The organism is Parafrankia sp. BMG5.11, assembly GCF_004337455.1.
This window is the reverse complement of record NZ_SJXI01000027.1, coordinates 255,610-280,398: the sequence shown is the minus strand read 5'-3', so window position 1 is coordinate 280,398 and position 24,789 is coordinate 255,610. Positions and strand designations below refer to the sequence as shown.

At 65.1% G+C, this 24,789-nt stretch carries 27 protein-coding genes; 15 read left to right on the top strand and 12 right to left on the bottom strand.

The window, feature by feature from the left end; genetic code table 11:
* Positions 1-81: 81 nt before the first annotated feature.
* From E0504_RS19390 to E0504_RS19380, 3 genes are read right to left on the bottom strand one after another with little or no spacing between them, the layout of a single operon-like run.
* Positions 82-1,254: a carboxynorspermidine decarboxylase gene (locus E0504_RS19390; RefSeq protein WP_131625364.1), complete on the bottom strand. Its 1,173-nt coding sequence runs from the start codon at positions 1,252-1,254 to the stop codon at positions 82-84.
* On the bottom strand, positions 1,254-1,679 hold the full coding sequence (locus tag E0504_RS19385; RefSeq protein WP_131625363.1) for a VOC family protein: 426 nt from the start codon (positions 1,677-1,679) through the stop codon (positions 1,254-1,256). Before E0504_RS19385 ends, E0504_RS19390 begins: the two co-directional genes overlap by 1 nt.
* 2 nt (positions 1,680-1,681) lie before the next feature.
* Complete coding sequence (locus E0504_RS19380; protein ID WP_131625362.1) at positions 1,682-2,893, bottom strand: saccharopine dehydrogenase family protein; 1,212 nt, start codon at positions 2,891-2,893, stop codon at positions 1,682-1,684.
* Between the two features lie 64 nt (positions 2,894-2,957).
* Between E0504_RS19380 and E0504_RS19375 the strand changes: the two genes are divergently transcribed.
* The 3 genes from E0504_RS19375 to E0504_RS19365 all read left to right on the top strand — a co-directional run bounded on the left by E0504_RS19375 (position 2,958) and on the right by E0504_RS19365 (position 4,873).
* Positions 2,958-3,929 (top strand): threonine/serine dehydratase, encoded by a 972-nt coding sequence (locus tag E0504_RS19375; protein ID WP_131625361.1) that lies wholly within the window; start codon positions 2,958-2,960, stop codon positions 3,927-3,929.
* 66 nt (positions 3,930-3,995) lie between these two features.
* A complete protein-coding gene (locus E0504_RS19370; RefSeq protein ID WP_131625360.1) occupies positions 3,996-4,442 on the top strand; it encodes an MAPEG family protein in 447 nt (148 codons plus the stop codon).
* Positions 4,439-4,873, top strand: a complete 435-nt coding sequence (locus tag E0504_RS19365; RefSeq protein ID WP_131625359.1) for an MAPEG family protein — start codon at positions 4,439-4,441, stop codon at positions 4,871-4,873. The genes E0504_RS19370 and E0504_RS19365 overlap by 4 nt, the downstream gene beginning before the upstream one ends.
* A gap of 14 nt (positions 4,874-4,887) precedes the next feature.
* Here E0504_RS19365 and trxB read toward each other — a convergent pair whose 3' ends face one another.
* The 7 genes from trxB to E0504_RS19330 form a co-directional block, all read right to left on the bottom strand.
* Complete coding sequence (trxB, locus tag E0504_RS19360; protein WP_131625358.1) at positions 4,888-5,874, bottom strand: thioredoxin-disulfide reductase; 987 nt, start codon at positions 5,872-5,874, stop codon at positions 4,888-4,890.
* A gap of 52 nt (positions 5,875-5,926) precedes the next feature.
* Complete coding sequence (locus E0504_RS19355; RefSeq protein ID WP_131625357.1) at positions 5,927-6,697, bottom strand: tyrosine-protein phosphatase; 771 nt, start codon at positions 6,695-6,697, stop codon at positions 5,927-5,929.
* Between the two features lie 37 nt (positions 6,698-6,734).
* The gene (locus E0504_RS19350) at positions 6,735-7,397 is read right to left on the bottom strand and encodes a TIGR02281 family clan AA aspartic protease (RefSeq protein ID WP_131625356.1); all 663 of its coding nucleotides are present in this window, start codon (positions 7,395-7,397) and stop codon (positions 6,735-6,737) included.
* 39 nt (positions 7,398-7,436) lie between these two features.
* Positions 7,437-8,423, bottom strand: coding sequence for an L-histidine N(alpha)-methyltransferase (gene egtD / locus E0504_RS19345; protein WP_131625355.1), 987 nt, complete (start codon positions 8,421-8,423; stop codon positions 7,437-7,439).
* Positions 8,423-9,664: an ergothioneine biosynthesis protein EgtB gene (gene egtB, locus E0504_RS19340; protein WP_131625354.1), complete on the bottom strand. Its 1,242-nt coding sequence runs from the start codon at positions 9,662-9,664 to the stop codon at positions 8,423-8,425. The genes egtD and egtB overlap by 1 nt, the downstream gene beginning before the upstream one ends.
* Before the next feature lie 162 nt (positions 9,665-9,826).
* Positions 9,827-11,200, bottom strand: coding sequence for a class II 3-deoxy-7-phosphoheptulonate synthase (locus E0504_RS19335; RefSeq protein ID WP_131625698.1), 1,374 nt, complete (start codon positions 11,198-11,200; stop codon positions 9,827-9,829).
* 67 nt (positions 11,201-11,267) lie between these two features.
* Positions 11,268-14,207, bottom strand: a complete 2,940-nt coding sequence (locus E0504_RS19330; protein ID WP_131625353.1) for a pitrilysin family protein — start codon at positions 14,205-14,207, stop codon at positions 11,268-11,270.
* 110 nt (positions 14,208-14,317) lie between these two features.
* Between E0504_RS19330 and E0504_RS54280 the strand changes: the two genes are divergently transcribed.
* The 12 genes from E0504_RS54280 (at position 14,318) to E0504_RS19270 (ending at position 23,339) form a co-directional block, all read left to right on the top strand.
* Complete coding sequence (locus tag E0504_RS54280; RefSeq protein ID WP_131625352.1) at positions 14,318-14,896, top strand: NifU family protein; 579 nt, start codon at positions 14,318-14,320, stop codon at positions 14,894-14,896.
* Positions 14,897-14,907: 11 nt separating this feature from the next.
* Positions 14,908-15,513 (top strand): malonic semialdehyde reductase, encoded by a 606-nt coding sequence (locus E0504_RS19320; RefSeq protein WP_131625697.1) that lies wholly within the window; start codon positions 14,908-14,910, stop codon positions 15,511-15,513.
* A gap of 31 nt (positions 15,514-15,544) precedes the next feature.
* Positions 15,545-16,162, top strand: coding sequence for a tRNA (adenosine(37)-N6)-threonylcarbamoyltransferase complex dimerization subunit type 1 TsaB (tsaB, locus tag E0504_RS19315; protein ID WP_207974491.1), 618 nt, complete (start codon positions 15,545-15,547; stop codon positions 16,160-16,162).
* Positions 16,159-16,617, top strand: coding sequence for a GNAT family N-acetyltransferase (locus E0504_RS19310; RefSeq protein ID WP_207974490.1), 459 nt, complete (start codon positions 16,159-16,161; stop codon positions 16,615-16,617). The genes tsaB and E0504_RS19310 overlap by 4 nt, the downstream gene beginning before the upstream one ends.
* A gap of 140 nt (positions 16,618-16,757) precedes the next feature.
* A complete protein-coding gene (locus tag E0504_RS19305) occupies positions 16,758-17,204 on the top strand; it encodes a MucR family transcriptional regulator (protein ID WP_131625351.1) in 447 nt (148 codons plus the stop codon).
* An 81-nt stretch (positions 17,205-17,285) separates the two neighbouring features.
* Positions 17,286-17,708, top strand: a complete 423-nt coding sequence (locus E0504_RS19300) for a Fur family transcriptional regulator (RefSeq protein WP_131625350.1) — start codon at positions 17,286-17,288, stop codon at positions 17,706-17,708.
* Positions 17,708-18,460 carry a 1-acyl-sn-glycerol-3-phosphate acyltransferase gene (locus tag E0504_RS19295; RefSeq protein ID WP_131625349.1) on the top strand — a complete coding sequence of 251 codons (753 nt, stop codon included), beginning with the start codon at positions 17,708-17,710 and terminating at the stop codon, positions 18,458-18,460. Before E0504_RS19300 ends, E0504_RS19295 begins: the two co-directional genes overlap by 1 nt.
* Positions 18,461-18,495: 35 nt before the next feature.
* Positions 18,496-19,839, top strand: a complete 1,344-nt coding sequence (gene miaB / locus E0504_RS19290; RefSeq protein ID WP_131625348.1) for a tRNA (N6-isopentenyl adenosine(37)-C2)-methylthiotransferase MiaB — start codon at positions 18,496-18,498, stop codon at positions 19,837-19,839.
* A gap of 97 nt (positions 19,840-19,936) precedes the next feature.
* Positions 19,937-20,965, top strand: a complete 1,029-nt coding sequence (locus E0504_RS19285) for a PhoH family protein (RefSeq protein WP_131625347.1) — start codon at positions 19,937-19,939, stop codon at positions 20,963-20,965.
* A complete protein-coding gene (ybeY, locus tag E0504_RS19280; protein WP_131625694.1) occupies positions 20,965-21,447 on the top strand; it encodes an rRNA maturation RNase YbeY in 483 nt (160 codons plus the stop codon). The genes E0504_RS19285 and ybeY overlap by 1 nt, the downstream gene beginning before the upstream one ends.
* A 24-nt stretch (positions 21,448-21,471) precedes the next feature.
* A complete protein-coding gene (locus E0504_RS19275; RefSeq protein WP_131625346.1) occupies positions 21,472-22,392 on the top strand; it encodes a hemolysin family protein in 921 nt (306 codons plus the stop codon).
* Positions 22,393-22,457: 65 nt separating this feature from the next.
* Positions 22,458-23,339: a LysR substrate-binding domain-containing protein gene (locus E0504_RS19270; protein WP_131625345.1), complete on the top strand. Its 882-nt coding sequence runs from the start codon at positions 22,458-22,460 to the stop codon at positions 23,337-23,339.
* Here E0504_RS19270 and E0504_RS19265 read toward each other — a convergent pair.
* A complete protein-coding gene (locus E0504_RS19265; RefSeq protein WP_131625344.1) occupies positions 23,336-24,241 on the bottom strand; it encodes a helix-turn-helix domain-containing protein in 906 nt (301 codons plus the stop codon). The genes E0504_RS19270 and E0504_RS19265 overlap by 4 nt on opposite strands.
* Before the next feature lie 18 nt (positions 24,242-24,259).
* Positions 24,260-24,724 (bottom strand): peptidylprolyl isomerase, encoded by a 465-nt coding sequence (locus E0504_RS19260; protein ID WP_131625693.1) that lies wholly within the window; start codon positions 24,722-24,724, stop codon positions 24,260-24,262.
* Positions 24,725-24,789 lie beyond the last annotated feature (65 nt).

Genomic DNA, 24,789 nt, shown 5'->3' with positions numbered 1-24,789 from the left:
TAAGGCCCGGCGTGAACCGCAAGTGAAAATCCGGTCCCGCGACAACAAGCCCCGGTGCGATCGGACGGCGGCAAGACGCGGTCAGCTGAGCCGATCGCGGAAATCTTCGTAGCCGAAGCTGCGTATCTGCTCGAGCGCGTCGGTGTCGCTGTCCCACAACCAGATGGAAGGCAGCTGCACCCCATTGAAAGTGTTAGTCTTTACCATCGAGTAGTGCGCCTGATCGAGAAACGCGAAGCGCTCGCCAGGCTCGTTCGGCACCGACAAGCGATAGTCGCCGATGACATCCCCCGCGAGGCAGGATGGCCCTCCCAGGCGGACCGGTTCACCTTCGCCCGCTTCGTTCAGCATCGCCGGGCGATACGGTGCTTCGATGACGTCGGGCATGTGGCAGGTCGCCGAAATGTCCGTAATCGCCACGGGCAGGCCGTTCCAGTGCGAATCGAGGATCGTGCCGACCAGGATGCCGGCATCGAGAGCCACCGCCTCGCCCGGCTCAAGGTAGATTTCCGCGTCAGTATCGTCTTTCGCGTCCTTCAGGAATTCGATCAGTTCCTCCCGCTGGTAATCCGCGCGAGTGATATGATGGCCGCCGCCCATGTTGATCCACTTGAGATCGCCGAAATAGGGCTCGATCTGGTCAAACACGGTGTCCCACGTACGGCGCAGAGGTTCGAAATCCTGCTCGCACAGGTTGTGGAAATGGATACCGTCGACCTGCTCCATGATCTCGGGCGTCAACTGGTCCAACGGGAAGCCGAGCCGGCTGCCGGGCGAGGACGGATCGTAGCGCGGCACCTCGCCGCACGGGCAAAGCGGATTGATCCGCAACCCCACATCGAAGTCCTGCCCCGCGGCACGCGCTGCGTCGAGTACCGGGCGATAGCGTTCGAGCTGTCCGGGCGAGTTGAAGATCACGTGATCGGACAGGCGGCACACCTCCGCCAGCTCGTCGGGCTTGTAGGCTGCGCAATAGGTGGCGATCTCGCCATCGTAGAATTCGCTCGCCAGCCGCGCTTCCCACAGGCCGCTGGTGCAGACACCGTCCAGGTACTCGCCGATGATCGGAGCGACGGACCACATGCTGAAAGCTTTCAGTGCCGCAAGCACCTTGATGTCGGCGGCGTCGCGCACATCGGCAAGAATTTGCAGGTTGGCGCGCAGCCTGGCGGCATCGACGACGAACGCAGGAGAGTCCACGCGTTGCAGGTCGAAGCGGGCAAACGCCCCCGGATCGCCGGCCCTGGTTTCCATCAGATGCCGAACCTCACGTTGCCGTCCGCGTCGATCGCGAACCCTGGGTTGTAAGCGATTTCCCACGCATGGTCGTCCGGGTCGGAGACGTAACCGCGCAGCCCCCCGATCGGTGGTTCGTCCGCAGGCCGCAGGACAAGCCCGCCCGCTGCCACCAGGCTGGTCATCAAAGGCTCGACCTCCTCGCGCGAGCGGACGTTGTGCGCCAGCGCGAATGCGCCGGGCCTGGAGAGGCTACCTCGGCCCATGTCCCGTTCCAGCGCCCCCTCTTCAAATGTCCCCAAGATGATCCCGCCGAGCTGGTAGAAGATGATCTCTTCGTTCTCGAAAGCCGGCGTCCACCCGAACCCGTCGGTGTAGAACCGCCGCGACCGTGCAAGGTCGCGGGTGCCGAGAGTGACCAAGGAGAGGCGCTGCTCGGCCACGGTCAGAATTCGACCGGACCGTTCAGTTCCTCGACCGTCCAGGGCAGACCGTCCGAGTTGAGCATCTCCATGAATGGATCGGGGTCCATCTCTTCCATGTTGAACACACCGTCGCCGGCCCACTTGCCCGTCACCACCATCGCGCTGCCGATCATGGCCGGCACGCCGGTAGTGTAGCTGACCGCCTGATTGCCGGTCTCTTCGTAAGCCGCTTCATGACTGCAGATGTTCTTGATGTAGAATGTTTTCTCGCCCGACCCGTCGAGCGCCTCACCGGTGGCGATGACGCCGATGTTGGTATTGCCCTTGGTGGTTTCGCCCAGTGACTCTGGCTTGGGCAGCACCGCGGCGAGGAACTGCAGCGGGATGATCTCCTTGCCCTGGTAGCGGATCGGCTCGATCGAGGTCATGCCGACGTTCTGCAGCACGGTCAGGTGCGTGATGTAGGCATCGCCGAAAGTCATCCAGAACCGCGCCCGCTCCAGTTCAGGGACGAACTTCGCCAGGCTTTCCAGCTCTTCGTGATACATCAGGTAGGCGTTCTTCTTGCCCACCGCTTCGAAATCGAACTCGGTTTTCACCTGCATCGCCGGGGTTTCGACCCACTCGCCGTTCTCCCAGTGGCGAGCCGGCGCGGTGACCTCGCGGATGTTGATCTCAGGGTTGAAATTGGTGGCGAAGTGCTGGCCGTGATCGCCGCCGTTGCAATCGAGGATGTCGAGCTGACGGATGGTCTTCAGCTTGTGCTTCTTGAGCCACATTGTGAACACGCTGGTCACCCCCGGGTCGAAGCCCGAGCCGAGCAGCGCCATCAGTCCGGCCTGCTTGAAGCGGTCGTGATAGGCCCACTGCCACTTGTATTCGAACTTGGCCTCGTCCTTGGGCTCGTAATTCGCGGTGTCGAGGTAGTTGACGCCCGCTTCCAGGCAGGCGTCCATGATCGGCAGATCCTGGTACGGCAGCGCCAGATTGACCACCAGGCTGGGCTGCACCTTGCGGATCAAGTTGACCATCGCCGGCACTTCTTCGGCGTCGATCGAATAAGTCTGAACGTCGCGGCCGGTGCGCTGCTTGACGCTGGCCGCGATCGCGTCACACTTCGATTTGGTGCGGCTGGCGAGATGGATATCGGAGAAGATTTCGGCATTCATCGCCATCTTGTGGACGCAGACCGAGCTGACCCCACCCGCACCGATTACCAGGACTGTCGACATGAAAACTCCAAACTTTCTTGGCGCGCCGATTGGCGTCGAATGGCGAACGCACTAGTCGGCGGGAATGTTTCGCGAAACCCCCGCCGACCACCTGCGCATGCCTGACAGAGCGGGCGTACTGCGCGCGGCCGAGAAAATCAGGGCCATCCTTCCGCCCACCCCTTTGCTGCCGCTGGAAGTGAACGGAACACGGTTGTGGGCCAAGGCCGAGAACCTGCAGCCGATCGGCGCCTTCAAGATTCGTGGCGGATGGCACCGGCTGACCGACATGACGCCAGAGGAACGCGCCCGCGGGGTGATCGCCGTCTCTAGCGGAAACCATGCACAAGGCATTGCGTGGGCCGCGCGCGAACTCGGGATCCGGGCCACGATCGTGATGCCGCATAACGCACCGCAGGTGAAACTCGACGCCACCCGCGCGCTGGGAGCCGAAGTGGTGCTGTACGAGCGCCCGCGGGAAGATCGCGACGCGGTGGCGGCCCGTCTGGTCGAAGAGCGCGGGGCGGTGCTCGCCCATGCGTTTGCCGATCCCTGGGTGATCGAGGGCCAGGGCAGCGCCGGCGTCGAAATCATGGAGCAGCTGGGCCGCCAGCCTTCCCGCATCGTCGCGCCGTGCGGGGGCGGTGGTCTTGCTGCCGGGCTGGCCCTAGCATGTCCTGACAGCGCGATCGTGCCGGTTGAACCGGAAGGGTGGGACACCGTCGGCCAGTCGCTGGCCGAAGGAAAGGTTCGCTCCATCAGTAGCGGTCCGGTCACGGTGTGTGACGCCTTGCAGCCGCCGGCGACCAAACAGATCAATCTCGCCGTGCTGTCCGGCCGATCCGATCCCGGGGTGACGGTCACCGACGCCGAAGTGCGCGAGGCCCAGAGGTTTGCCTTTGCGAAGCTCAAGCTGGTGGTCGAACCCGGCGGCGCGGCGGCGCTGGCTGCGGCACTCGCGGGCAAGGTGATGCTGGACCCGCACACGGTGATCATGCTCACTGGCGGCAACACGGACGCGGAGTCATTCGCGAAGGTCATCACCCACGCCGATTGACGGCGATTTGACATGCACTTCTGCCCGGCGCACGTTCGCAGCCGGGACGATGATGGGGGAAATTGGATGCAGGCACAGATGCTCGCGCCCGCGGCAGTGTTGATCGGGTGGACGCTGATCATGCTGGTGTGGATGGCCGCGACCCGGCTACCGGCACTCCGCCGGATCGGCGGGCTCAAGAATGCCAAGCCGGGGGGGCGGGGACAGGATCTGGAAGGAGTCGTGGACGACCGGATCAACTGGAAAGCCCATAACTATTCCCACCTCGTCGAACAACCGACGCTGTTCTACGCCGTGTCGCTGATCATCGCGCTGCTTGGACCCAATCCGACCATGGTTCTGGTGGCCTGGATCTATGTCGCGATCCGCATCGTGCACTCGATCTGGCAGGCGACCGTCAACGTGGTGTCGGTGCGTTTCCTGCTGTTCATGCTGTCGACGCTGGCGCTGGTAGTCCTGGCGATCCGTGCGCTTGCGCTGACGCTGTTCGCCGATCCGATGGTGATCCAGTGATCGGGGCCGATATTCTCCAGCCCGTCGTCGCGTTGCTCGCATGGACGATGGTGATGTGGCTGTGGATGTACGCCACCCGGATTCCCGCGATCAACCGGCTGCCCAAGGACGGCGGCCCTAACGCCGACGTCGGCTGGACCGGCGCCAAGCTCGACGGTCTGCTCGCCCCGGACATCCAGTGGAAGGCGCATAATTACAATCACCTGCACGAAGCGCCGACGCTATTCTACGCGGTGGCGCTCGTGCTCGCGTTCGTTGGACAAGGTGACGGCCTGAACGCGACGCTGGCATGGATTTACGTCGCGCTGCGTGTGCTCCACTCGCTGTGGCAGGCCACGGTCAACAAGGTGATGGGCCGGTTCCTGCTGTTCTTGCTGTCGAGCTTTGTGCTCATCTGGTTGATCATCAGGGCAGCGTTGGCGGTGTTCTGAAAATGGCGGCGGAGCTACTCCGCCGCTTCGGCTGCCTCGGCGTGGCCATGCAGATCGATCGACAATCCTGACACAAATCGCTCGGCATCCAGCGCGGCCATGCACCCGGTGCCGGCGGCGGTCACCGCCTGCCGATACGTATGGTCCATCACGTCGCCGCACGCGAACACGCCCGGGATCGCCGTCTTGGGCGTGCCCGGCTCGACGATCAGGTAACCGCCCTCGTCAACGGGAAGTTGCCCCTTGAACAGTTCGGTCGAGGGGGCGTGGCCGATCGCGACGAAGGCGCCATCGCAATGGAACTTGCTCAGTTGTCCAGTTACGCGGTCCTTCAGCGACAGGTGAGTCAAGCCGCCGGCCAGCGGATCGCCTTCGAACCCTTCGACCACCTGGTTCCACAAAACGGTGATCTTGGGATGGTTGAACAGGCGATCCTGCAGGATGCGCTCGGCCCGCAGGGAGTCGCGCCTGTGAATCAGCGTCACATCGTCGGAATGGTTGGTGAGGTATAGCGCCTCCTCGACAGCGGTGTTGCCGCCGCCGATCACCGCAACCTTCTTGCCGCGGTAGAAGAATCCATCGCACGTAGCGCAAGCGGATACGCCCTTGCCGCCCAGTTCCATCTCGCCGGGCACGCCCAGCCACTTGGCCTGCGCGCCGGTCGCGATGACCAGCGTGTCGCCTTCGTAGATGTCGCCGCTGTCGCCATAGGCGCGGAAGGGGGAGCCGCCTTCCAGATCGACCCGGACGATGGTGTCCCACATCATCCGCGTGCCGACGTGCTCTGCCTGGGCCTGCATCTCCTGCATCAGCCACGGGCCCTGAACCACGTCGCGGAAGCCGGGATAGTTCTCGACATCGGTGGTGATGGTCAACTGTCCGCCGGGCTGAAGGCCCTGCACCACGATCGGCTCCATCATTGCGCGCGCGCCATAGATCGCGGCCGACAGACCTGCCGGGCCCGAACCGATGATGAGCATGCGCGTCTTGTGGGTAGCCATCGTTTCCTCCGTCTTGCCGGGCCAGATAGGGGCGCGGCGGCGGGAAATCGAGTCAGGCGACGAACTTGTCCCGCAGGTTCATGCGTAGCGTGTCGTCGACGCCAACGGCCTGATTCAGCCAATCGTCGAGCGAACCGTGCGTCTGACGCGCCACCTGGTGAAAGCGCGCAAAGTAATCCTCGTGCACGTCGAGCATCGCGCGGACCGACGCCTCGTCCATGGTCCGGCCGAGCCGCTTCTCCATCACCGGAATCGATTGCGCGCGCAGAATGTGGAACGTCGGCGATTCGTTGGTGAGCAGGAATTCGCGTACCTGATCGTCTTCCGACACGCCGACTATGTGCAGCAGCAGCGTGACCGCCATGCCGGTGCGATCCTTGCCTGCAAAGCAGTGCACCAAGCTGGCTCCGTCGCGGTCTGCCAGCGCGTGCAGATAGCGTCCGAACATGGCCTGCATCGCCGGGTTTTCAGGCATCCGCGTGTACACCTGAAGCATTCGGTCGCGCGCGTAATCGGCGGTCGTGACTTCGGGACCGATGTCCATGTGCGGCGGGCTGGAGGTCGTCGACCCATCATGCGCGACGACTTCGCCCGCCCAACCTTCGTGGCGGCGGCAAGGATGCATCTCGCGCTCGGCGATGCCGCGCAAATCGATCACCGTGCGGATGTCGAGCGCGGCCAGCTCTGCAAGATCTTCATCGGTCGCCGCGACATGCTGGCCGGAGCGGTAGAGCACTCCGCGGCGGACCTTGCCGCCGGCGGCGGAATAGCCGCCATAGTCGCGGAAGTTGTGGATGCCTTGAAAGCTGGGGGCCTGGGTCATGACACGCCCCTGCCAGCGACTAATACGGCAGGCAAGCTCAGGCAGGCGGCTGCGGGTTGTTCGGGACCAGGATCATCGTCCGCCCCTCCACGCGCCAGGACGCAAGGCGTGACAGCAAGTTCATCCCGATGACGTTGGTCCTGCCGATTTGCGGCGCGATCACCGCGTCGAGCCCGCCCGCCTTCACGCTGCCAAACCGCAAGGTGTCGATCGTGGTCAGGTCGGCGGTCACCGTGCCGTTGGCGGTCGAGATGCGGACCGGCACCCCGCCCGCGCGCGGCTCCAGCCCGGCGCGTTCTGCCAGCGGTACCGAGACCGCTGTCAGGGTCGCCCCCGTATCGACCAGGAACGCGGCCGGCTCTCCATTCACGGTCGCCTGAATCCAGAAATGCCCGTCCGGTGACATCGGCACCCGGGTTTCACCCCCCGCAACGGTCTGTTCGGGAAAGCCGAGTTCCGGCACGGCGATGTCCAGCCGCGGATCGAAGCGCGACACCTGCAGCATTACCACCACCAGGATCGCCGCCAGCGCCATCGTGCTGGTCGTCGCCATGAAGCGGCCGAAACGCGAATAATGACGCGCGATCCCGGTGCCGAGAATGCTGCCGAGCACCGCCGCAACGGTCGCGATCAGCAAACCCGAGCGCGGTATCTCGCGGATGATCTCGGTCGTTGCCTGCCAGGCTGCCTGCGGGTCCATGCCTGTCCTGTTACACCCTCGCGGCTTTCACCACCATGACTAGGGCGCGCTGCGCGGCACGGTGGCGTCCGCGAGAATGAGCGAAAAGCGCTCCTCCCGATCGGTCCAGCGTTGCCGGGGCGTCCACCCGCTCGCCAGCAGCAAGGTCGTGCTGCTGCGGCGCGAGAACTTGTGGCTGTTCTCGGTGTGGATGGTGTCGCCCTCGCCCATCGAGAACCGATGGTCGGACACTTCGAATTCGATCGGTCGCAGCGCCTCGAGGTGCATCTCGATCCGGGAATACGCGTCGTTCCAGCGGGCGACGTGACGCAGCGCATCAATCGGGATGGTCCCGTTCAGCTCCCGGTTGATGCGATGCGCGAGGTTCAGATTGAACCGGGCGGTTACACCCGCCGCATCGTCATAAGCGGCCTCCAGGATTGCCTGGTCCTTGACCAGGTCCATCCCGATCAGGAGTTGGCTGCCCTCTCCGAGCGTTGCGCGCATCGTGCGCAGCAGATCGACTGCCGTGCGGGCCACCATGTTGCCGATGGTAGACCCAGGGAAAAACCCGAGCTTGGGCATGGCGGTAACCTCAATCGGCAGTTCGACCTTGCGCACGAAGTCCGCCTCGACCGGGTAGACCGGCAAGCCGGGAAATTTGGCCGACAGCGCGTCAGCCGAAGACCGCAGGAAATCTCCTGCGATGTCGAGCGGCACATAGGCGGCGGGGTCGATGCAGTTGAGCAGCAGCGGCGTCTTCACCGAACTGCCAGAGCCGAATTCGACCACCGCCCGTCCGCCGCCGATCATCGTGCGGAACTCGTCGCATCGGTCGGTCAGGATTTCGGTTTCCGCGCGGGTTGGATAGTATTCGGGGAGCCGGGTGATCTCCTCGAACAGTTCTGATCCCTCGTCGTCGTAGAACCAGCGCGCCGGGATCGCCTTCTGCGGCTCCGACAGACCCTGCAACACGTCTTCGCGAAATGCGGTGTCGACCCCGTCGCGATCCAGATCGACCAGGCTCAGCCCCTGTTCGGCAGCCATCAGATGTCCTTTGCGAGCCGCAGGCCGGTGAACTGCCAGCGTTGATGAGGGTAGAAGAAGTTGCGGTAACTGGTGCGGGAGTGGCTGCGCGGCGTCGCGCAGCTAGCGCCTTTGAGGACCACCTGGCCGCTCATGAACTTGCCGTTGTATTCCCCGACCGCGCCCTCCGCTGTACGGAAGCGCGGATAGGGCAAGTACGCAGAGCGAGTGAACTGCCAGCAGTCGCCGAACAGGTTGTGGCCACCGCGCGGCAGCGGTGGTGCGGCGTCGTCGAGCTGGTTGCCGGCGGCCGGGTCGTGGCTTTGTGCCGCCGCCTCCCATTCGAACTCGGTCGGCAATCGCGCACCAGCCCAGGCAGCAAAGGCATCCGCTTCGTAAAACGAGATGTGCGTCACCGGCGCATCCGGATCGCGAGCCTGCCAGCCCGAGTGGGTAAACTGCTGGTCCTCGCGCCAGTACGACGGCGCCGAGATTTGCTCGCCTTGAACCCATCCCCAGCCATCGGACAGCCACAACGACGCGGTGCGATACCCGCCCTCGTCGATGAACGAGTGCCATTCGCGGTTCGAGACCAGGCCGGAGGACAGCGCGAACGGCTCCAGCAGGACCCGGTGCCGCGGGCCTTCGTTGTCGAACGCGAAATCGACCCCCTCATGACCCACCAGTGCGATGCCGCCCGGATGTTCCTGCCAACCGGACGCCTCACGCGCAGGCTCTCTGGCGGAAGGGGCGCCCCACATCGCAGGGCCGAGGGGGTTCTGGAACAGTGCGTGCTTGATGTCGGTCAGCAGCAATTCCTGGTGCTGCTGCTCGTGCGCTATGCCCAGCTCGATCAGTGGCGCGTGTTCGGGCCGGTCCAGCAAATCCATCATCGAGTGCGTGACGTGGTCCCGCCAGTCGAGGATCTCGGCAAGCGAGGGGCGCGACAACATGCCCCGGCGCGAACGCGCGTGCCGGGCACCTTCCGCCTCGTAATAGGAATTGAACAGGTACGGCCAATCGTCGCGCCACCGCCGATAACCGGGCAAGTGATCGCGCAGCAGGAAGGTCTCCCAGAACCATGTCGTATGCGCCAGGTGCCACTTGGCCGGACTTGCATCATCCATCGACTGGATCGTGGCATCGGCATCGCTGAGCGGCTCGGCGAGCGCGGCGCTGAGCGCGCGCGTTTCAGCGAAGCGATCGGCTAGAGCCCGCGGCGTCTGCTGAGCGTGAATCGTCAGGGGCTGGGGCACGGTCATCCTCTTGCTGCAGCCAGTCCTCTGGCAAGATGACCGGGAAACCGCACAAATGATAGACTCTGTCGCGGCCAACAGTTTCCCCGGGCACCGAGGAAATATGTCGACCCAGTAGCGATAGACGCCCCGGTTAGTTGCTCGCCCTGCGCGCCCTGGCAGACGGGCCTATGCTGCCACGGCCGGCCGGGTGCTTGCTTCCTGGTTGAGCATCTCAGCAAGCATGAATGCCAGCTCGATCGACTGCGCGGCGTTGAGACGCGGATCGCAGTGCGTATGATACCGATCGCCGAGCGCTTCGTGGCTGATGGCCACCGCACCGCCGACACACTCGGTCACGTCCTGTCCCGTCATTTCGACATGAATGCCGCCCGCATGCGTGCCTTCCGCCCGGTGTACCGCGAAAAAGCCCCGAACCTCGCGCAGGATGCGGTCGAACGGCCGGGTCTTGTAGCCGCTGTTCGATTTGATCACGTTTCCGTGCATGGGATCGCAGCTCCACACCACCGGATGGCCTTCGCGCGCGACCGCACGCACCAGCGGCGGCAGGCCGCTCTCTACCTTGTCGTCGCCGAACCGGCTGATGAGGGTAATGCGGCCTGGCTCACGCGCCGGATTGAGGATGTCGAGCAGGCGGATAAGGTCATCTGCAGCGAGACTGGGCCCGCACTTCATGCCCAGCGGGTTGCCGATGCCGCGGCAGAATTCGATATGTGCGCTGCCGGGAAATCGCGTCCGATCGCCGATCCACACCATGTGCGCCGAACAATCGTACCAATCGCCGGTCAGGCTGTCCTGCCGGGTAAGCGCCTGCTCATACGGCAGCAACAGCGCCTCGTGGCTGGTGTAGAAGGTCGTCCGCTCCAACTGCGGCAGCGTCTCGGGATTGACGCCGCAGGCCTCCATGAAATCTAACGATTCACCGATCCGGTCGGCCACGTCCTGGAACTTGTCGGCCCACGGGCTGCGGTCCATGAAGTCTAGCGTCCAGCGGTGCACCTGGCGCAGGTTGGCATACCCGCCCCCGGCAAACGCGCGCAGCAGATTGAGCGTGGCCGCGGCTTGCGAATAGGCGCGCACCATCCGCTGGGGATCGTTGGCGCGGCTTTCGGGCGTGAAATCGATGCCGTTGATATTGTCGCCCAGATAGCTTGGGAGCGTGACCTCGCCCTGCGTTTCGGTCGGCGCGCTGCGGGGCTTGGCAAACTGTCCCGCCATACGTCCGACCTTCACCACCGGTCGCTTGCTGGCGAAAGTCAGGACAACCGCCATCTGCAGCAGGACGCGGAAGGTGTCGCGGATGTAATTGGGGTGGAACTCGGCGAAGCTTTCGGCGCAGTCGCCGCCTTGCAGCAGGAACCCGCGGCCCCCGGCGACTTCCGCCAGGTCGTCTTTCAGCGCGCGCGCCTCTCCCGCGAATACCAGCGGTGGATAGTGCGCCAGCGTCGCTTCGACCTCTGCCAGCGCGGCACGATCGAGGTAGTTGGGCAAGTGGCGGGCTTCGTGCGCCTGCCAGCTATCGGGGGTCCATTCCTGTGTCACCCGGGCGCCGTAGTCCCTTCGCGCCTGCAGCGCCAAGCGGCTTAAACTTGGAGCGGCGCAAGCTGCCTTAGCGCGAGACGCTGGCCGACTGACCTTCCACCTGAGTGGCGAGCGTCTGCCCTTGAGGGATCACGGCAAGCCGGAAGGGTTGGCGCCCCGTCAGGTATTTCGCCGCCAGCGCCTGCATCGCCTGGGGAGTGGTCTGGGTGTAATCGTTCAGCAACGAGCGCAGCAGCCGCACACGCTGCGGATCGGTGCTCGCCCCCTCCAGCTGCCACAGCCAGAACGTGTTGCCGGTCGATGCGCGGCTGATCGACTGCTTGAGCGGTTCGGTCACTCGGGCAAGCTCGTCCGCGGTTGGCGGATTGGCCACCAGATCGCGCGCGATCTGGTCGGTCGCGGCGAAGAACGCCGGCACGTCCTGCGGCCGGACGGTGGCCGCCGCCGAGACCGTGCCGCCGGTCGCGATGTCCACCGGCCAATCGCTTGACACCTGCGGCGAATAACTCGCTCCGGTCCGTTCGCGCATCTCCTCGAGCAGGCGATTGTTGAACAATTCGGTCAGGATCTGGAGCTGGCGCGATTCCGGCAGCGAGGCGACACCTCCGCCGGTCGGCCAGGCGATCACCGCTGCCGCCTGGTTCGAGTCTCCGCGATGGAACAGCACTTCCGGCTGCGCGGAAGACGCGACGGTGACGCTGCGGGCGAGCGTCGCGGCCGGGATCGCCGCGCGCGGCGGCAGTGCCCCGAATGTTCGGCTAAGTGCCGCGACGGCGTCGGCCATCTTGAAATCACCGAAGATCAGGACCTCGACCGGCCCCTGCTTGAGCAGCGGCTCCCACACCCTGCGGAAGCCTGCTGGCGTGGCGGAATCAAGCTGCGCGGCGGTCGGCGTCGCAAACCGTGGGTCGCGGTCGTACAGCCGGTATTGCAGATCGCGCTGCAGTACCCCCGACGGGCTGGTTGAATAGCTTTCGTAAGCCAGCTTGGACGCAGCCTTGGCACGCTGGACCGGATTGGCGTCCCACCGCGGCGTCGCCAGCTTGGCGGCGAACAGATAAAGTTGATCGGCCAGGTCGGCCTCACGCGTCTGCGCGGTAAAATCGAATACCCCGTCGTCGATCTCGAAATCGAAGCCCATCTTGCGGCCATTGCTGATCCGGTCGAGCTCCTCCTGCCCCAGTTCCCCAAGGCCGGAACTCACCAGCGCGCTTTCACCAAGCTTCGCATAGACGGCGTCTTCCGGAGCGAACGAGCGCCAGCCGGCACCGAACCGTGCCTTCACCGTCACCCGCCCGGGTTCGCCGTTGTTGGACCACAGCAGCGCGGTCGTGCCGTTCGGAAAGGCCACCCGCTGGATATCGAGCAGGCCAAGCGGAGCCGTCGAACTGGGCTGCTGCGGGGTGCCGATCGGCGGCAGGTCAGTGAACGAAATGGATTTGGCCGCCACCCGAGCGCTGCCGTCAGCTTCGACCGGCGCAAGCAACGCCGCACGGAGCGCTGCGGGGGTGGCTTCGGAAGCGTCCGGCGTCACGTACACCGAACGGATCACGTCGCCCGTCATCAACGAACGCGTGTGCGCGAGCACATTGGCGGGCGTGAACTGGTCCTTCATCCCGCGAAAAACGGTCAGCACCGTTTCGGGCGCGGCCACCGTCTCGCGAATGTCCACCGCCTGCACCACGTCGTCCGCAAGCTTGGAGCCGGCCAGAACCGCGCGCTGCTCGACCGAACTGGCGAAGGCCACGTCGAATTCGGCCATCTCGCGATCGATCTCTTCCTGCGTCGGCGGATTCGCGAGCGCGTCGGCGATCACCGCCCGGACGTCGCTCAGCGCCGCCGACCAGTCTTCGGTCAGCGGGGCGAACGTGACGAACGTCGCGTCCGCCGTCCGGCTGACGTCTTCCTGATTTACCTGCGCGTAAAGATAGGACCCGCCCGCTCGGGCGCGCGATTCAAGCCGCCGGTTGATGATCGACTGCGCCAGCGAATCGAGCAGCAGCCCTTCGTTGTACTTGATGGTATCGTTCACCGGGCGCCACGGCCGCATGACCGCGTATGTCAGGCTGCGCGGCAGGTCGGGTTCGACCAGCACCTGGGTTTCGCCCACCGGGTTGGCGGGATCGGCACCGGCGGGAGCCTTGGGGTCGCCGAAGTCAGGCGCCGGGGTGTGCGGGCCGACGCCCTTCCAACCGCCAAAGTATTTCTCCACCAATCCTGCCAAGGTGCGGGCGTCGCTGTCGCCGGCAACCACCACCACGGCATTTTCCGGTCGGTACCAGCGCTTGTGGAACGCCTTTACCGCGGCGGGCGTCGCGGCGTTGAGCGTGGCTTCGGTGCCGATCGGCAGGCGGTTGGCCAGACGCTGACCGGCAAAGATCGTCTTGCGGCTCTCCTCGGCCACCCGCTGCGCGGCGGCAGCGCGCTCCCGCATTTCGGCGAGCACGATGGGGCGGTCTTCCGACAACCCCTTGGCGGAAAGCGCCGGCGCCTCGATCATGCCGGACAGCAGCTTGAACACCTCTTCGAGCTTCGCCGGAGTGGCATCGGGCACGTCGAGCTTGTAAACCGTCTGCGTGGGCGTCGTCTCCGCGTTGGTGTCGCTGCCAAAGGTAGCGCCCAGCCGCTGGAACGTGGCGATCGCCGCGCCGTCGGCGAGATACTTGCTCTCGCGGAAGGTCATGTGCTCGATCAGGTGAGCAAAGCCCTGCTCGGAATCGGTCTCGTGGATCGACCCGGCATCGATGCGCACCCGGATGGACACCTGGCCCGGCGGCACCCCGTTGTGGCGTACCGCATAGCGCAGACCATTGGGCATTTCGCCGAACTGCCATTCCTTGTCGCGCGGGACATCGCTGCCGCGATAGATCCACGGAGTCTGCTCGCCCGTCTGAAGCGACTTCGGCGCTGGCGGTGCGGAGCCATCCTGCGCTGGAACCGGCGAGGCCAGGAGGACGAGAGGGAGCAGGGGCGCGAGATGCCGAACGGCACGCGGGAGCAATGTCATATCGCGGCGGTATACCCGCCCTCCGGGTGAAGGGATAGTGAATGCCGGACAAGAAACGCTGACGGGCGGGCGAACTTGTTCCCCCCTCCCCTCACGCCTACATGACCACCATGTTCATCGAGACCGAAACCACGCCTAACCCGGCGAGCCTGAAGTTCCTTCCCGGCCGGCAGGTCATGCCGTCCGGCACCCGCGAATTCGTCGACCCTGAAAGCGCCGAGGCGAGCCCACTGGCGGAGGCGTTGTTCGACACCGGCGAAGTCACGAACGTGCTGCTGGGCAGCGACTTCATCGCCGTGACCGCCGCGCCGGGCGTGGACTGGAGCCAGCTCAAGCCGCAGGTCGTCGCCGTGCTGCTCGACCATTTCGTGTCAGGCGCGCCGCTGTTCGTCGGCGGCGGGGCCGGCGGGATTTCGGTGCCCCCCGAAGCTGACCTCATCGTCGAAGAAGACCCGGCAGATGCCGACATCGTCGCGCAGATCAACGAACTGCTCGAATCGCGCATCCGCCCCGCCGTCGCCAACGATGGCGGCGACATCGTCTATCGCGGCTACCGCGACGGGGTGGTGCACTTGCAAATGCAAGGTGCCTGCGCGGGCTGCCCATCCTCGACCGCGACTCTCAAACACGGCATCGAAGGGCTGCTCAAGCACTACATCCCCGAGGTCGCGGAAGTGCGCGCCGCCTGAAGGCCAAAATGATGATCAAGCAGTTCCACCAGCCGCTCGGTGACGCGGCGCTCGACCAGCTGTTCCGCGAAGCGCGCACTTACAATGACTGGCTCGACCACCCGGTCACCGATGCGCAGCTGCATGCGATCTGGGACCTCGCCAAGATGGGCCCTACGTCAGCCAATATGCTGCCCGCGCGGATCGTGTGGGTGAAATCGGACGAACCCAAGCAGACGCTCGCCAGCCTCGCGGGCGGCACCAACCCCGGCAAAATACTCGCGGCGCCGGTCACCGCGATCATTGGCTACGACATCGATTTTCACGAGCATCTGCCCGAACTGTTTCCCCATGCCGACGCGAAGAGCTGGTTCGAGGGCAACGAACCGCTGCGCAACGAAGGCGCGTTCCGCAACTCTTCGCTGCAGGGTGCATATTTCATCATCGCGGCGCGGGCGCTGGGGCTCGACACCGGGCCGATGTCGGGCTTCGATAACGCCGGCGTCGATGCGGCGTTTTTTGCCGACCAGCCGCGCGTGCGATCCAACTTCATCTGCTCGGTCGGCTATGGCGATCCGGCGAGTGTCTTCGATCGTTCGCCGCGCCCTGCCTTCGACAAGTTCAACCGCATCGTTTGACCCGCGCACCCGCGCCGTGCATCGGCGCGCCATGATGCGTACCCTGGCTATCGACTGTGCGACCGAAGCGTGTTCCGTCGCGCTGATTGACGAAGGCGGTCTCATCGCGGCCGATCACCGGGTGCTGGGACGCGGTCATGCGGAACACCTAGTGCCGATGATCGCCGCTCTTCCCGAACGAGGCCGGGCCGACCGTATCGTCGTCTCGCTGGGCGCGGGCAGCTTTACCGGCGTCCGGATCGGCATCGCCACGGCCAAGGCGCTCGGGTACGCGTGGAGCGCTCCTGTGTTCGGCTATCCGACGCTGGCGCTGGTGGCGGCGATCGCATCAGAGGACGAAGGTTGGTCGTCACTGACCGTCTGCATGAGCGGCGGGCACGGGGAATGGTTTGTGCAGGACTTTGTCCGCCACGGCCGGCCGGATGGCGACCTCGCGTCATGCACCCCGCAAGCGGCCGTCGCTCGCGGCGGGGACCGACCCCTAGCGGGATCGCAGGCAGCCGCATTGGCGGAGGTCCTCGAACATCGTGTTCCCGCGCGCGATCAGTTGCCCGACGCCTCCCGCATCGGCCTGCTCGATCCAGCGCTGTTCAGCCCGGTCGTGACGCCCATCTATGGCCGTGGCCCCGACGCGAGACTTCCTGCGTGAACGAGGATGATCTCGATCGCATCATGGCGGTGATGGACGCGGCTTTCGACCCTGCGTGGGCGGAGGCATGGACCCGCCGTCAGATCGCGGACTCATTGGCGTTCGCGCACACGCACTGCCGCCTGATTGCTGCCGATGGCATGCCGCCCTCGGGCAGCGCACCTGCAGCCGGGTTCACGCTCGTCCGCGCAGCGCCCGGTGAGGAAGAGCTGCTGCTGATCGGGGTCGTGCCCGGGCATCGGGGCAAGGGACTGGGACGGGTCCTGCTCGAGCAGGTCATGGCCGATGCCCGAAGTCGGGGCGCCGATCGGGTGTTCCTGGAAATGCGGTTCAATAACCCGGCCGAACAACTTTACCGATCCATGGGTTTTCAGCCGATCGGCCGGCGCAAGGATTACTACCGCCTGCCTGACGGCAGCAAGCTGGACGCAATTACATTCGGCGTCGCGATCTAGCGAACAAACGACCACACTGCAGGTTGATGAAGCTTAGAGTGTTCGCTTGTAAGATGGCGTAGAATGCATCAGGGCACAGGCGCGGTGAGGTTTTAGACCGGTCGCCCGCCTGCAATACTAATGAATCAAGAGGCTTAGCCATGGATAACACTGAAAACGACACGTCGGAGATGTTGATCACGCTCACTTCCGACATCGTCGCAGCGCACGTCAGCAATAACACCATTTCTGTCGAAGAAGTGCCGGCGCTTATCTCGACAGTCTACACCGCGCTCGCAAACCTGGGCGGCAGTGCTCCGGTTGAGGAGGAGCGTCCCGAACCTGCGGTCACCGTCCGCGCTTCCGTCAAGCGCGATCACCTCGTCTGCCTGGAAGACGGCAAGAAGATGAAGATGCTCAAGCGTCACCTGATGACCGAGCATGGCATGACACCTGACGACTATCGCCAGCGCTGGGGCCTCAATGCCGATTATCCGATGGTCGCGCCCGAATACGCCGAAACCCGCCGCGACCTGGCGAAGAAGATCGGACTCGGCCGCAAACCTGGTCAAAAGCGCGGTCGCCGGAAGAAGACCGCTGCCGCCTGAGATCGGCTAAGCTGAGCTTGAGAAGCGTGTCCCGGGGCGGTAGGCTCCGGGACGACCTTCTAAACAAGCGGACCCGCACAGTTGCACCAGCCGATCGACCTTGAACAACTGTGCGCCGAGCGCGGCCTGCGGATCACCGAACAGCGGCGCGTTATCGCGCGCGTTTTGTCGGAAAGCGACGATCATCCGGACGTCGAACTGCTGCACAAGCGCGCTGCCGCCATCGACCCGAAGATTTCGATCGCAACCGTGTACCGCACGGTCCGCCTGTTCGAAGAGGCCGGAATTCTGGACCGGCACGATTTCGGCGACGGCCGCGCCCGCTATGAAGCGGCCCCCGAAGCGCACCATGACCATCTGATCGACGTGGAAAGCGGCAAGGTGATCGAGTTCGTCGATCCGGAACTGGAGGCTCTCCAGCGTCAGATCGCGGCGAAGCTTGGCTATCGGCTGGTCGATCACCGGATGGAGCTTTACGGGGTCCGGCTCGACCGCGAAGACTGATGGCCCACGCGCTCCCCGTTCGGCGCATTCACCCCCTGGGGTGGGGGCTGATCGGCTTTCGCCTGCTTCTCATGCTGGGGTTGCTGCTGGCGTGCACGCCGCTGCACCTGCTGTGGCGTTTGCTGAACCTGGGCCGCTGGTGGCCGCGGGTATTTCTCTCCGGCATCGGGATGATCGCTGGACTGCACCTGCGGATCGAAGGTCGGCCGGTCAAGGGCGCACTGCTGCTCGCGAACCACGTCAGTTGGCTCGACATACCTGCCCTCGCCCACGCGACCGGCAGCGCGTTCGTCGCTCATGACGGACTGGCCGCATTTCCGTTTCTGAAATGGCTGTGCGAGATGAACGACACGGTGTTCATCGCGCGCCACGATCGAGCGTCGATCGGCCGCCAGGTCCAGCAGGTCCGCGATGCCATGGCCGGGCGCGGCTGCCTGACCGTGTTTCCCGAAGGCACCACCAGTGACGGGACCGGCTTGCTGCCGTTCAAGTCGGCTCTCCTGTCCGCGCTCGATCCGCTGCCGCCGGGCGCGGTGGTCCAGCCGGTGTTGATCGCCTATGAAGACGCAGCGCAGATCGCCTGGGTTGGCGAGGAGCACGGACTGGACAATTTCAAGCGAATCCTGGCGCGGCTGCGGCCGGTTCGGCTGACGCTCAGGTTCCTCACCCCGCTCGAAGACACCGCGCTTGCCGATCGCAAGGCAATCTCCGCCACCGCGAGAAGCCGACTGGCCGAGGCGCTGGCGCGCTAGCCTCGGCGCGCGTTTTCGGTTAACCGCCCGGCCCCATGTCCCCCGTACCGCCTCCCAAGACCTACCGGGTCAAGAGCTTCGGCTGCCAGATGAACGTCTACGACGGCGAGCGCATGGCCGAGCTGCTCGCCGCGCGCGGCATCGCCCCCGCCGCGGACGGAGAGGAAGCCGATCTGGTGGTGCTGAATACGTGCCACATCCGCGAGCGAGCGTCCGAAAAGGTTTATTCCGATATCGGCCGGCTCGTGAAGACCGGCGACGCGGCGGGCAAGCGCCCGTTGATAGCGGTCGCCGGCTGCGTCGCGCAGGCGGAGGGCGACGAGATCATGGCGCGCGCCCCCGCGGTCAGCATGGTCGTGGGACCGCAAGCCTATCACCGCCTGCCGGAGATGCTCGATCGCGCGGTTGCGGGCGAACGCGCCAGCGACACCGACATGCCACCGATCGCCAAGTTCGATGCCCTGCCCGCGCGCCGCCGCAGCGGCCCGAGCGCGTTTCTGACGGTGCAGGAGGGGTGCGACAAGTTCTGCACATATTGCGTCGTGCCCTACACCCGCGGCGCCGAGATCTCCCGGCCGTTCGCGGACCTGATCGCCGAGGCGCGACTGCTGGTGGACGGCGGCGCCCGGGAGATCACCTTGCTCGGCCAGAACGTCAACGCCTGGCGCGGCGCCGATGCGCGAGGGAACGACTGCGGGCTGGACGGCGTGATCAGGGAGATCGCACGGATCCCGGAACTCCAGCGGATCCGCTACACCACCAGCCACCCGAACGACTTCACCGACGACCTGATTCGTTGCCATGGCGAGGTCGAGAAGCTGATGCCGTTTCTGCACGTTCCGGTGCAGAGCGGATCGGACCGGGTGCTCAAGGCGATGAACCGCAGCCACTCGTGCGACAGCTACCTGCGCTTGCTCGACCGGGTGCGCGCCGTGCGCCAGGACATTGCTTTGTCAGGGGATTTTATCGTCGGTTTTCCAGGCGAGACCGACGCGGATTTCGAGCAGACGCTGCGTGTGGTCGACGCGGTGGGTTATGCGCAGGCGTTCAGCTTCAAGTACTCCCCCCGCCCCGGCACACCGGCGGCGTCGATGGGCGATCACGTCAGCCAGGAACAGATGGAACACCGCCTTCAGCGACTGCAGGCGGCGCTGAACCGCGACCAGCTCGCGTTTAATCAGGCGAGTGTCGGTCGGACATGTTCGGTCCTGATCGAGCGACGCGGCAAGAAGCCTGGCCAATGGCTCGGCAAGTCTCCCTGGCTGCAATCGGTCTGGTTCGAAGGCGATCACGCGATCGGCGACATCGTCGAAGTCGAATTGCTGGAAGCGGGGCCCAACTCGATCGAAGGCCGCGTCCGGGAACCAGCGTTCGCCTGAGGCTTATCCACCGTACTCGCCGGGCTCGGTGGTTGCCTCGCCGGCGCGAGACACTCATCCTCCCGACTCGGACATGAAAGGAGCGCCTCACAAGCGCATGGCTCGCAAACCTGCCCGCGCCGATGGCGCCACCCCGATCCCTCCCGCCACTGGCGCCAGCCGGCGCGCGCGCAGCGAGATCACTTTCGAAGACCAGCGCCTGCTGGGCCCCCTGTTCGGCCAGTTCGACGCCAATCTGGTGCAGGTGGAAAACCGCCTGGGTGTGTTCATCTCGGCTCGCGGCGAGCGCGTGCAGATCGAGGGTAGCGAGGATGCCGTAGCGCGTGCCCGCGACACCTTGCAGGCGATGTACGACCGGCTCGCGGTAGGTCAGCAGCTCGAGGCCGGCGCGATCGAGGGGCTAATCGCGATGTCGGTCGAACCGACGCTGGAAGGCATCGTACGCGGCGGGGGCGACAATCCCGGCGTGATGATTCGTACCCGGCGCAAGACCATTGTCCCGCGCAGCGCGGGTCAGATCCCCTACATGGGCCAGCTGGCCAGCGCGGATATCATCTTCGCATTGGGTCCGGCGGGAACCGGCAAGACTTATCTCGCGGTCGCCCAGGCGGTCAGCCAGCTGATCACGGGCAGCGTCCAGCGGCTGATCCTGTCGCGTCCTGCGGTGGAAGCGGGCGAGAAGCTCGGCTTCCTGCCCGGCGACATGAAGGAGAAGGTCGATCCCTATCTTCGCCCGCTGTACGACGCGCTTTACGATTGCCTGCCGCCGGAACAGGTCGAACGGCACATCGCGAGCGGGGTGATCGAGGTCGCGCCGATCGCGTTCATGCGCGGGCGTACGCTGGCCGACGCATTCGTGATCCTGGACGAGGCGCAGAACACCACGCGCGAACAGATGAAAATGTTCCTCACCCGCTTCGGCCAGAACAGCCAGATGGTGGTCTGCGGCGACCCGAAGCAGGTCGACATCCCGGGCGGCGACCGGATGAGCGGCCTTGCTGATGCAGTCGACAAGCTGGAAGGCATCGAGGGCATCGCAGTCAGCCGCTTCACCTCGGCCGACGTCGTTCGTCACCCCATCGTCGGGCGGATTGTCGACGCCTATGAAGGCCCGCCGGCGGAATGATGGCGCTCGACATCGAGATTGACGGCTGGCCGGGCACGGTTGACTGGCCCGACCTTGCCGAGCGCGTTCTGGAGGCGACCCTGCAAGTCGCGCCGGAACTCGCCAATCAGCGACTGACGGCGGATGTCCTGTTTACGGTGGACGAGGAAGTGCAGGCACTGAATCGCGAATGGCGGATGAAGGACGCGCCCACCAACGTGCTGTCGTTTCCGATGATCGCGCGGGACGACCTCCTCGCCATGGAACCCGACGGCGGACCGGAGATGCTGGGCGATATCGCCCTCGCTTATGAAACGTGCTGCCGCGAGGCCAAGGCCAAGGGTGTGCCGCTCGATCATCACGCCGCGCACTTGCTGGTACACGGCTTGCTCCACCTTGCCGGCCACGACCATCAAGCCGATGGCGAGGCGGAGACAATGGAAGCGCTTGAGACTAAGGCGCTTGCTTTGATGAAAATCGCCGACCCATACGGGAACGGCTGACCTAGGGGGACATTCACCAAGGCTATGGCCGACACCGACCAACAATCCGGAGACCCGGACAGTAACCGCAGCCTGTGGCATACCATCCGGCGCTTCTTCGACGCCGACGATGGCACCCGTTCGCTGCGCGCGCAGCTGGAAGACGCGATCGACGAGCACTCGGCCGCCCGCGGCGACGAGGACGACGCTGCGCCAACTGACGGTGATCTCAATCAGGTCGAGCGGCAGATGGTCAAGAACCTGCTGCACTTTTCCGAACACGACGCCGACGACGTTGCCATCCCGCGCGGCCAGATCGTCGCCCTCAACGCGTCTGCCACGTGGGAAGAGGTCGTCGCGGCGTTCGCCGAACATGGTCACTCGAGGCTGCTGGTCTACCGGGACACGCTCGATGAGGTGATCGGGATGATGCACATCAAGGATGTGTTCCCCATCATTGCCAATGGTGCGTTGCCGCCCGCGGACTGGACCACGCTGATGCGGCAGCCGCTGTTCGTGCCGCAGGCGCGTAACGCGCTCGATGTTCTCGCCGACATGCGTCAGCAGCGGGTTCACCTGGCGGTCGTGCTTGACGAATACTCCGGCACCGACGGGTTGATCACGATCGAAGACCTGGTGGAGGAAATCGTCGGCGACATCGAGGATGAGCATGACGACGAGGCCGAGGAGTGGATCATCCCGCTCCCGGACGGCATGTGGGATTGCGATGCCCGCGCCGAGCTTGATGATGTGGCCGAGCAGATCGATCCCCGCCTGGCGGAAGTGGAGGAGGCCGTCGACACGCTTGGCGGGCTTGCCTTCGTGCTGGCGGAATCGGTTCCGCGGGTGGGTACGATCGTCACGCATCCGAGCGGCTGGCGCATGGAAGTGACCGACGCGGACGAAACGCACGTGAAGCGCCTGCGGCTTCACCCGCCGGAAGTTGTCAGCGAAGCGGAAGAATAACCCTTCTTCGCAAGTGCGAGAAAAAGCGGCTCGACAAGCAGGCCGCGTGCTCGCAAGTTCCGCCCATGAGCCGCCGTTTACCTCCGTTGCGCGCCCTAGAGGCGTTTTTGCGGGTTGTCCGCCTGGGTTCGGCGCGGGCGGCAGCGGCTGAACTGGGCCTCAGCCCTTCGGCCCTGTCGCGCCGGATCGGCACGCTGGAAGAATTCGTCGGGCGCAAGCTGTTCACCCGCGCACATCAGGCAATGCAGCTGACCGATGAAGGGCGCGCGTTTTATGACGCCGTGGCTCCGCATATCGAGGCGCTGGCCGCCGCGGTCGAATCGCAATCGGACAACCTGGGGGTCATGCGCCTGCACCTCGGCGTATTGCCGTTGTTCGGCGGCCAGCGCCTGTTTCCGCGGCTGGGGGAATTGCGCAAGCTGCATCCGCGTCTGCATATCGACATCGACACAGGGCCGCATCTGCTCGACCGGGTGGGCGACACGCTCGATGCCGCGATCCTGCTGCTCCAGCAGCCCGACCCCTCGCTTCACGCCGTGCGGCTCGATCACAACAGCGTCTACGCCATCGCCTCGCGCGAGCTTGCGGCGGAAATCGGCTCCACGCCGGACACCGTGAAGCTGTCCAGACAGACGTTCCTGGTGCACAACGAGTTGCCCGACAGCTTCGGCACCTGGCGCGATGCGATGGGATTGAAGACGTTCGAACCGGCGGCAGTGGACCATTACGATTCAGGGCAGTTGCTGCTGGAGGCGGCGGCACAGGGACTCGGCATCGCGATCATGCACGACGACCATTTCAAGCGCGCGGGCGACAAGCGCCTCGCCCGGCTGTTCGATGTCGACGTGCCCAGCCCCTATTCCTATTGGTTCGTCTGCCGCCCACGCGACCTGGAACAACGTCCCGTGCGGCTGTTCCACGATTGGCTGGTCGACGCCGGGCTCTAGCCGTCCTCGTCGGCGGCAAGAGCTTGTGCCGGAGCGCCGAGCACCATCTGGCGCAGGATCAGTGACTGGCGCAGCAGCGGCGTGTCGAGCTTGAGGAAAGCCTGCGGGCTCATCCCCAGAAAATGTCGCGCATCGCGCACGAAATGGGAATAATCCGTGTAAGCCAGATCGATCGACCGCGCCCGGTCTGCCGCCGGCAATTGCGCCATCGCGTGAAGCGAACGCAGGAAGCGCGCCCGGCGCAGCAACATCTTGGGCGCGAACCCGAAAGCCTTCTGGCTCAACCGTTCAAGCGTACGGGGCGAGATGCCGGTTCGCTCGGCCAGCGCCGCAACGGTCGCCAGTTCCGGGTCGAGCAAGGCCGCTTCGATCATGCCAACAACCGCGTCCCGTTCGTCAGGCGGACCGAGATGTGCGCGCAGGAAGGCATCGAACAGCGCGGGGACTTCAGGGTCGTCCAGCGCCCGTTCCAGGCTCGCTGCGAGCGAGGCCGTATCGAAGGCGAACACATCTTCCGCCCGCCCTACCCGGTCGGCCCAAGCGGCAGCGTTGACCCTCGCCAGCCGTGACCACCCGCGCGGCCGCAAACCGATCCCGACGACGAGGCCGGGCCCCGATTCCGACCAGGTGATCCTGCTGCTGGGGCCGAACACCGATCGGGTCGGCACCTTGCGCCACCCCTCGCCCGGTTGCCGCACGCACCAGTCGTTCGCACCGAGCGCGAACCGCAAGCTCGGCCAGGCCGGCTGGAACACGTCACGCTGGCGCTCCCCATCGGGCGGCGCCAGCGCGTAGAGGTGGTATCCGCTGACCAGCGGAGTCAATTCGGGAGCAGGCCGCCAGTATCGCATCCGCGGAGTACGCGGCAGCGACGGCGCGGCCTGTTGCCCGGTTTCCTCCATGCGACCCGGCGGAGGGATCTAACCCACTGTGGCCTTGACGATCTTGCCCGGATTGCGCGGCGGCTCGCCCTTGGGCAGCGCGTCGACGTGCTCCATCCCGCTCTCGACCTGGCCCCACACCGTGTACTGACGGTCAAGGAACCGCGCGTCGTCGAAGCAGATGAAGAACTGGCTGTTGGCGCTGTTGGGATCGTTGGTGCGCGCCATGGAACACGTGCCGCGAACGTGCGGCTCGGCGCTGAATTCCTGTTTCAGGTCGGGTTTGCTGCTGCCGCTCATCCCCGTGCCCGTCGGGTCGCCGCCCTGCGCCATGAACCCGGGGATCACGCGGTGGAAGAGCACGCCGTCATAAAACCCTTCGCGCGCGAGTTCGGTGATCCGTTCGACATGGCCAGGCGCGAGGTCGTTACGCAGGCGAATGACAACGTCGCCGCCTTCACCGTTGCCGGTATCGAGTGTGAACGTCAGTGTTTCGGCGGTCATCATTGTGTCTCCTGAATAATATGCGGCCGATATAGTCAGCCCAAAAGCGTTGTCACCCGTCGCTT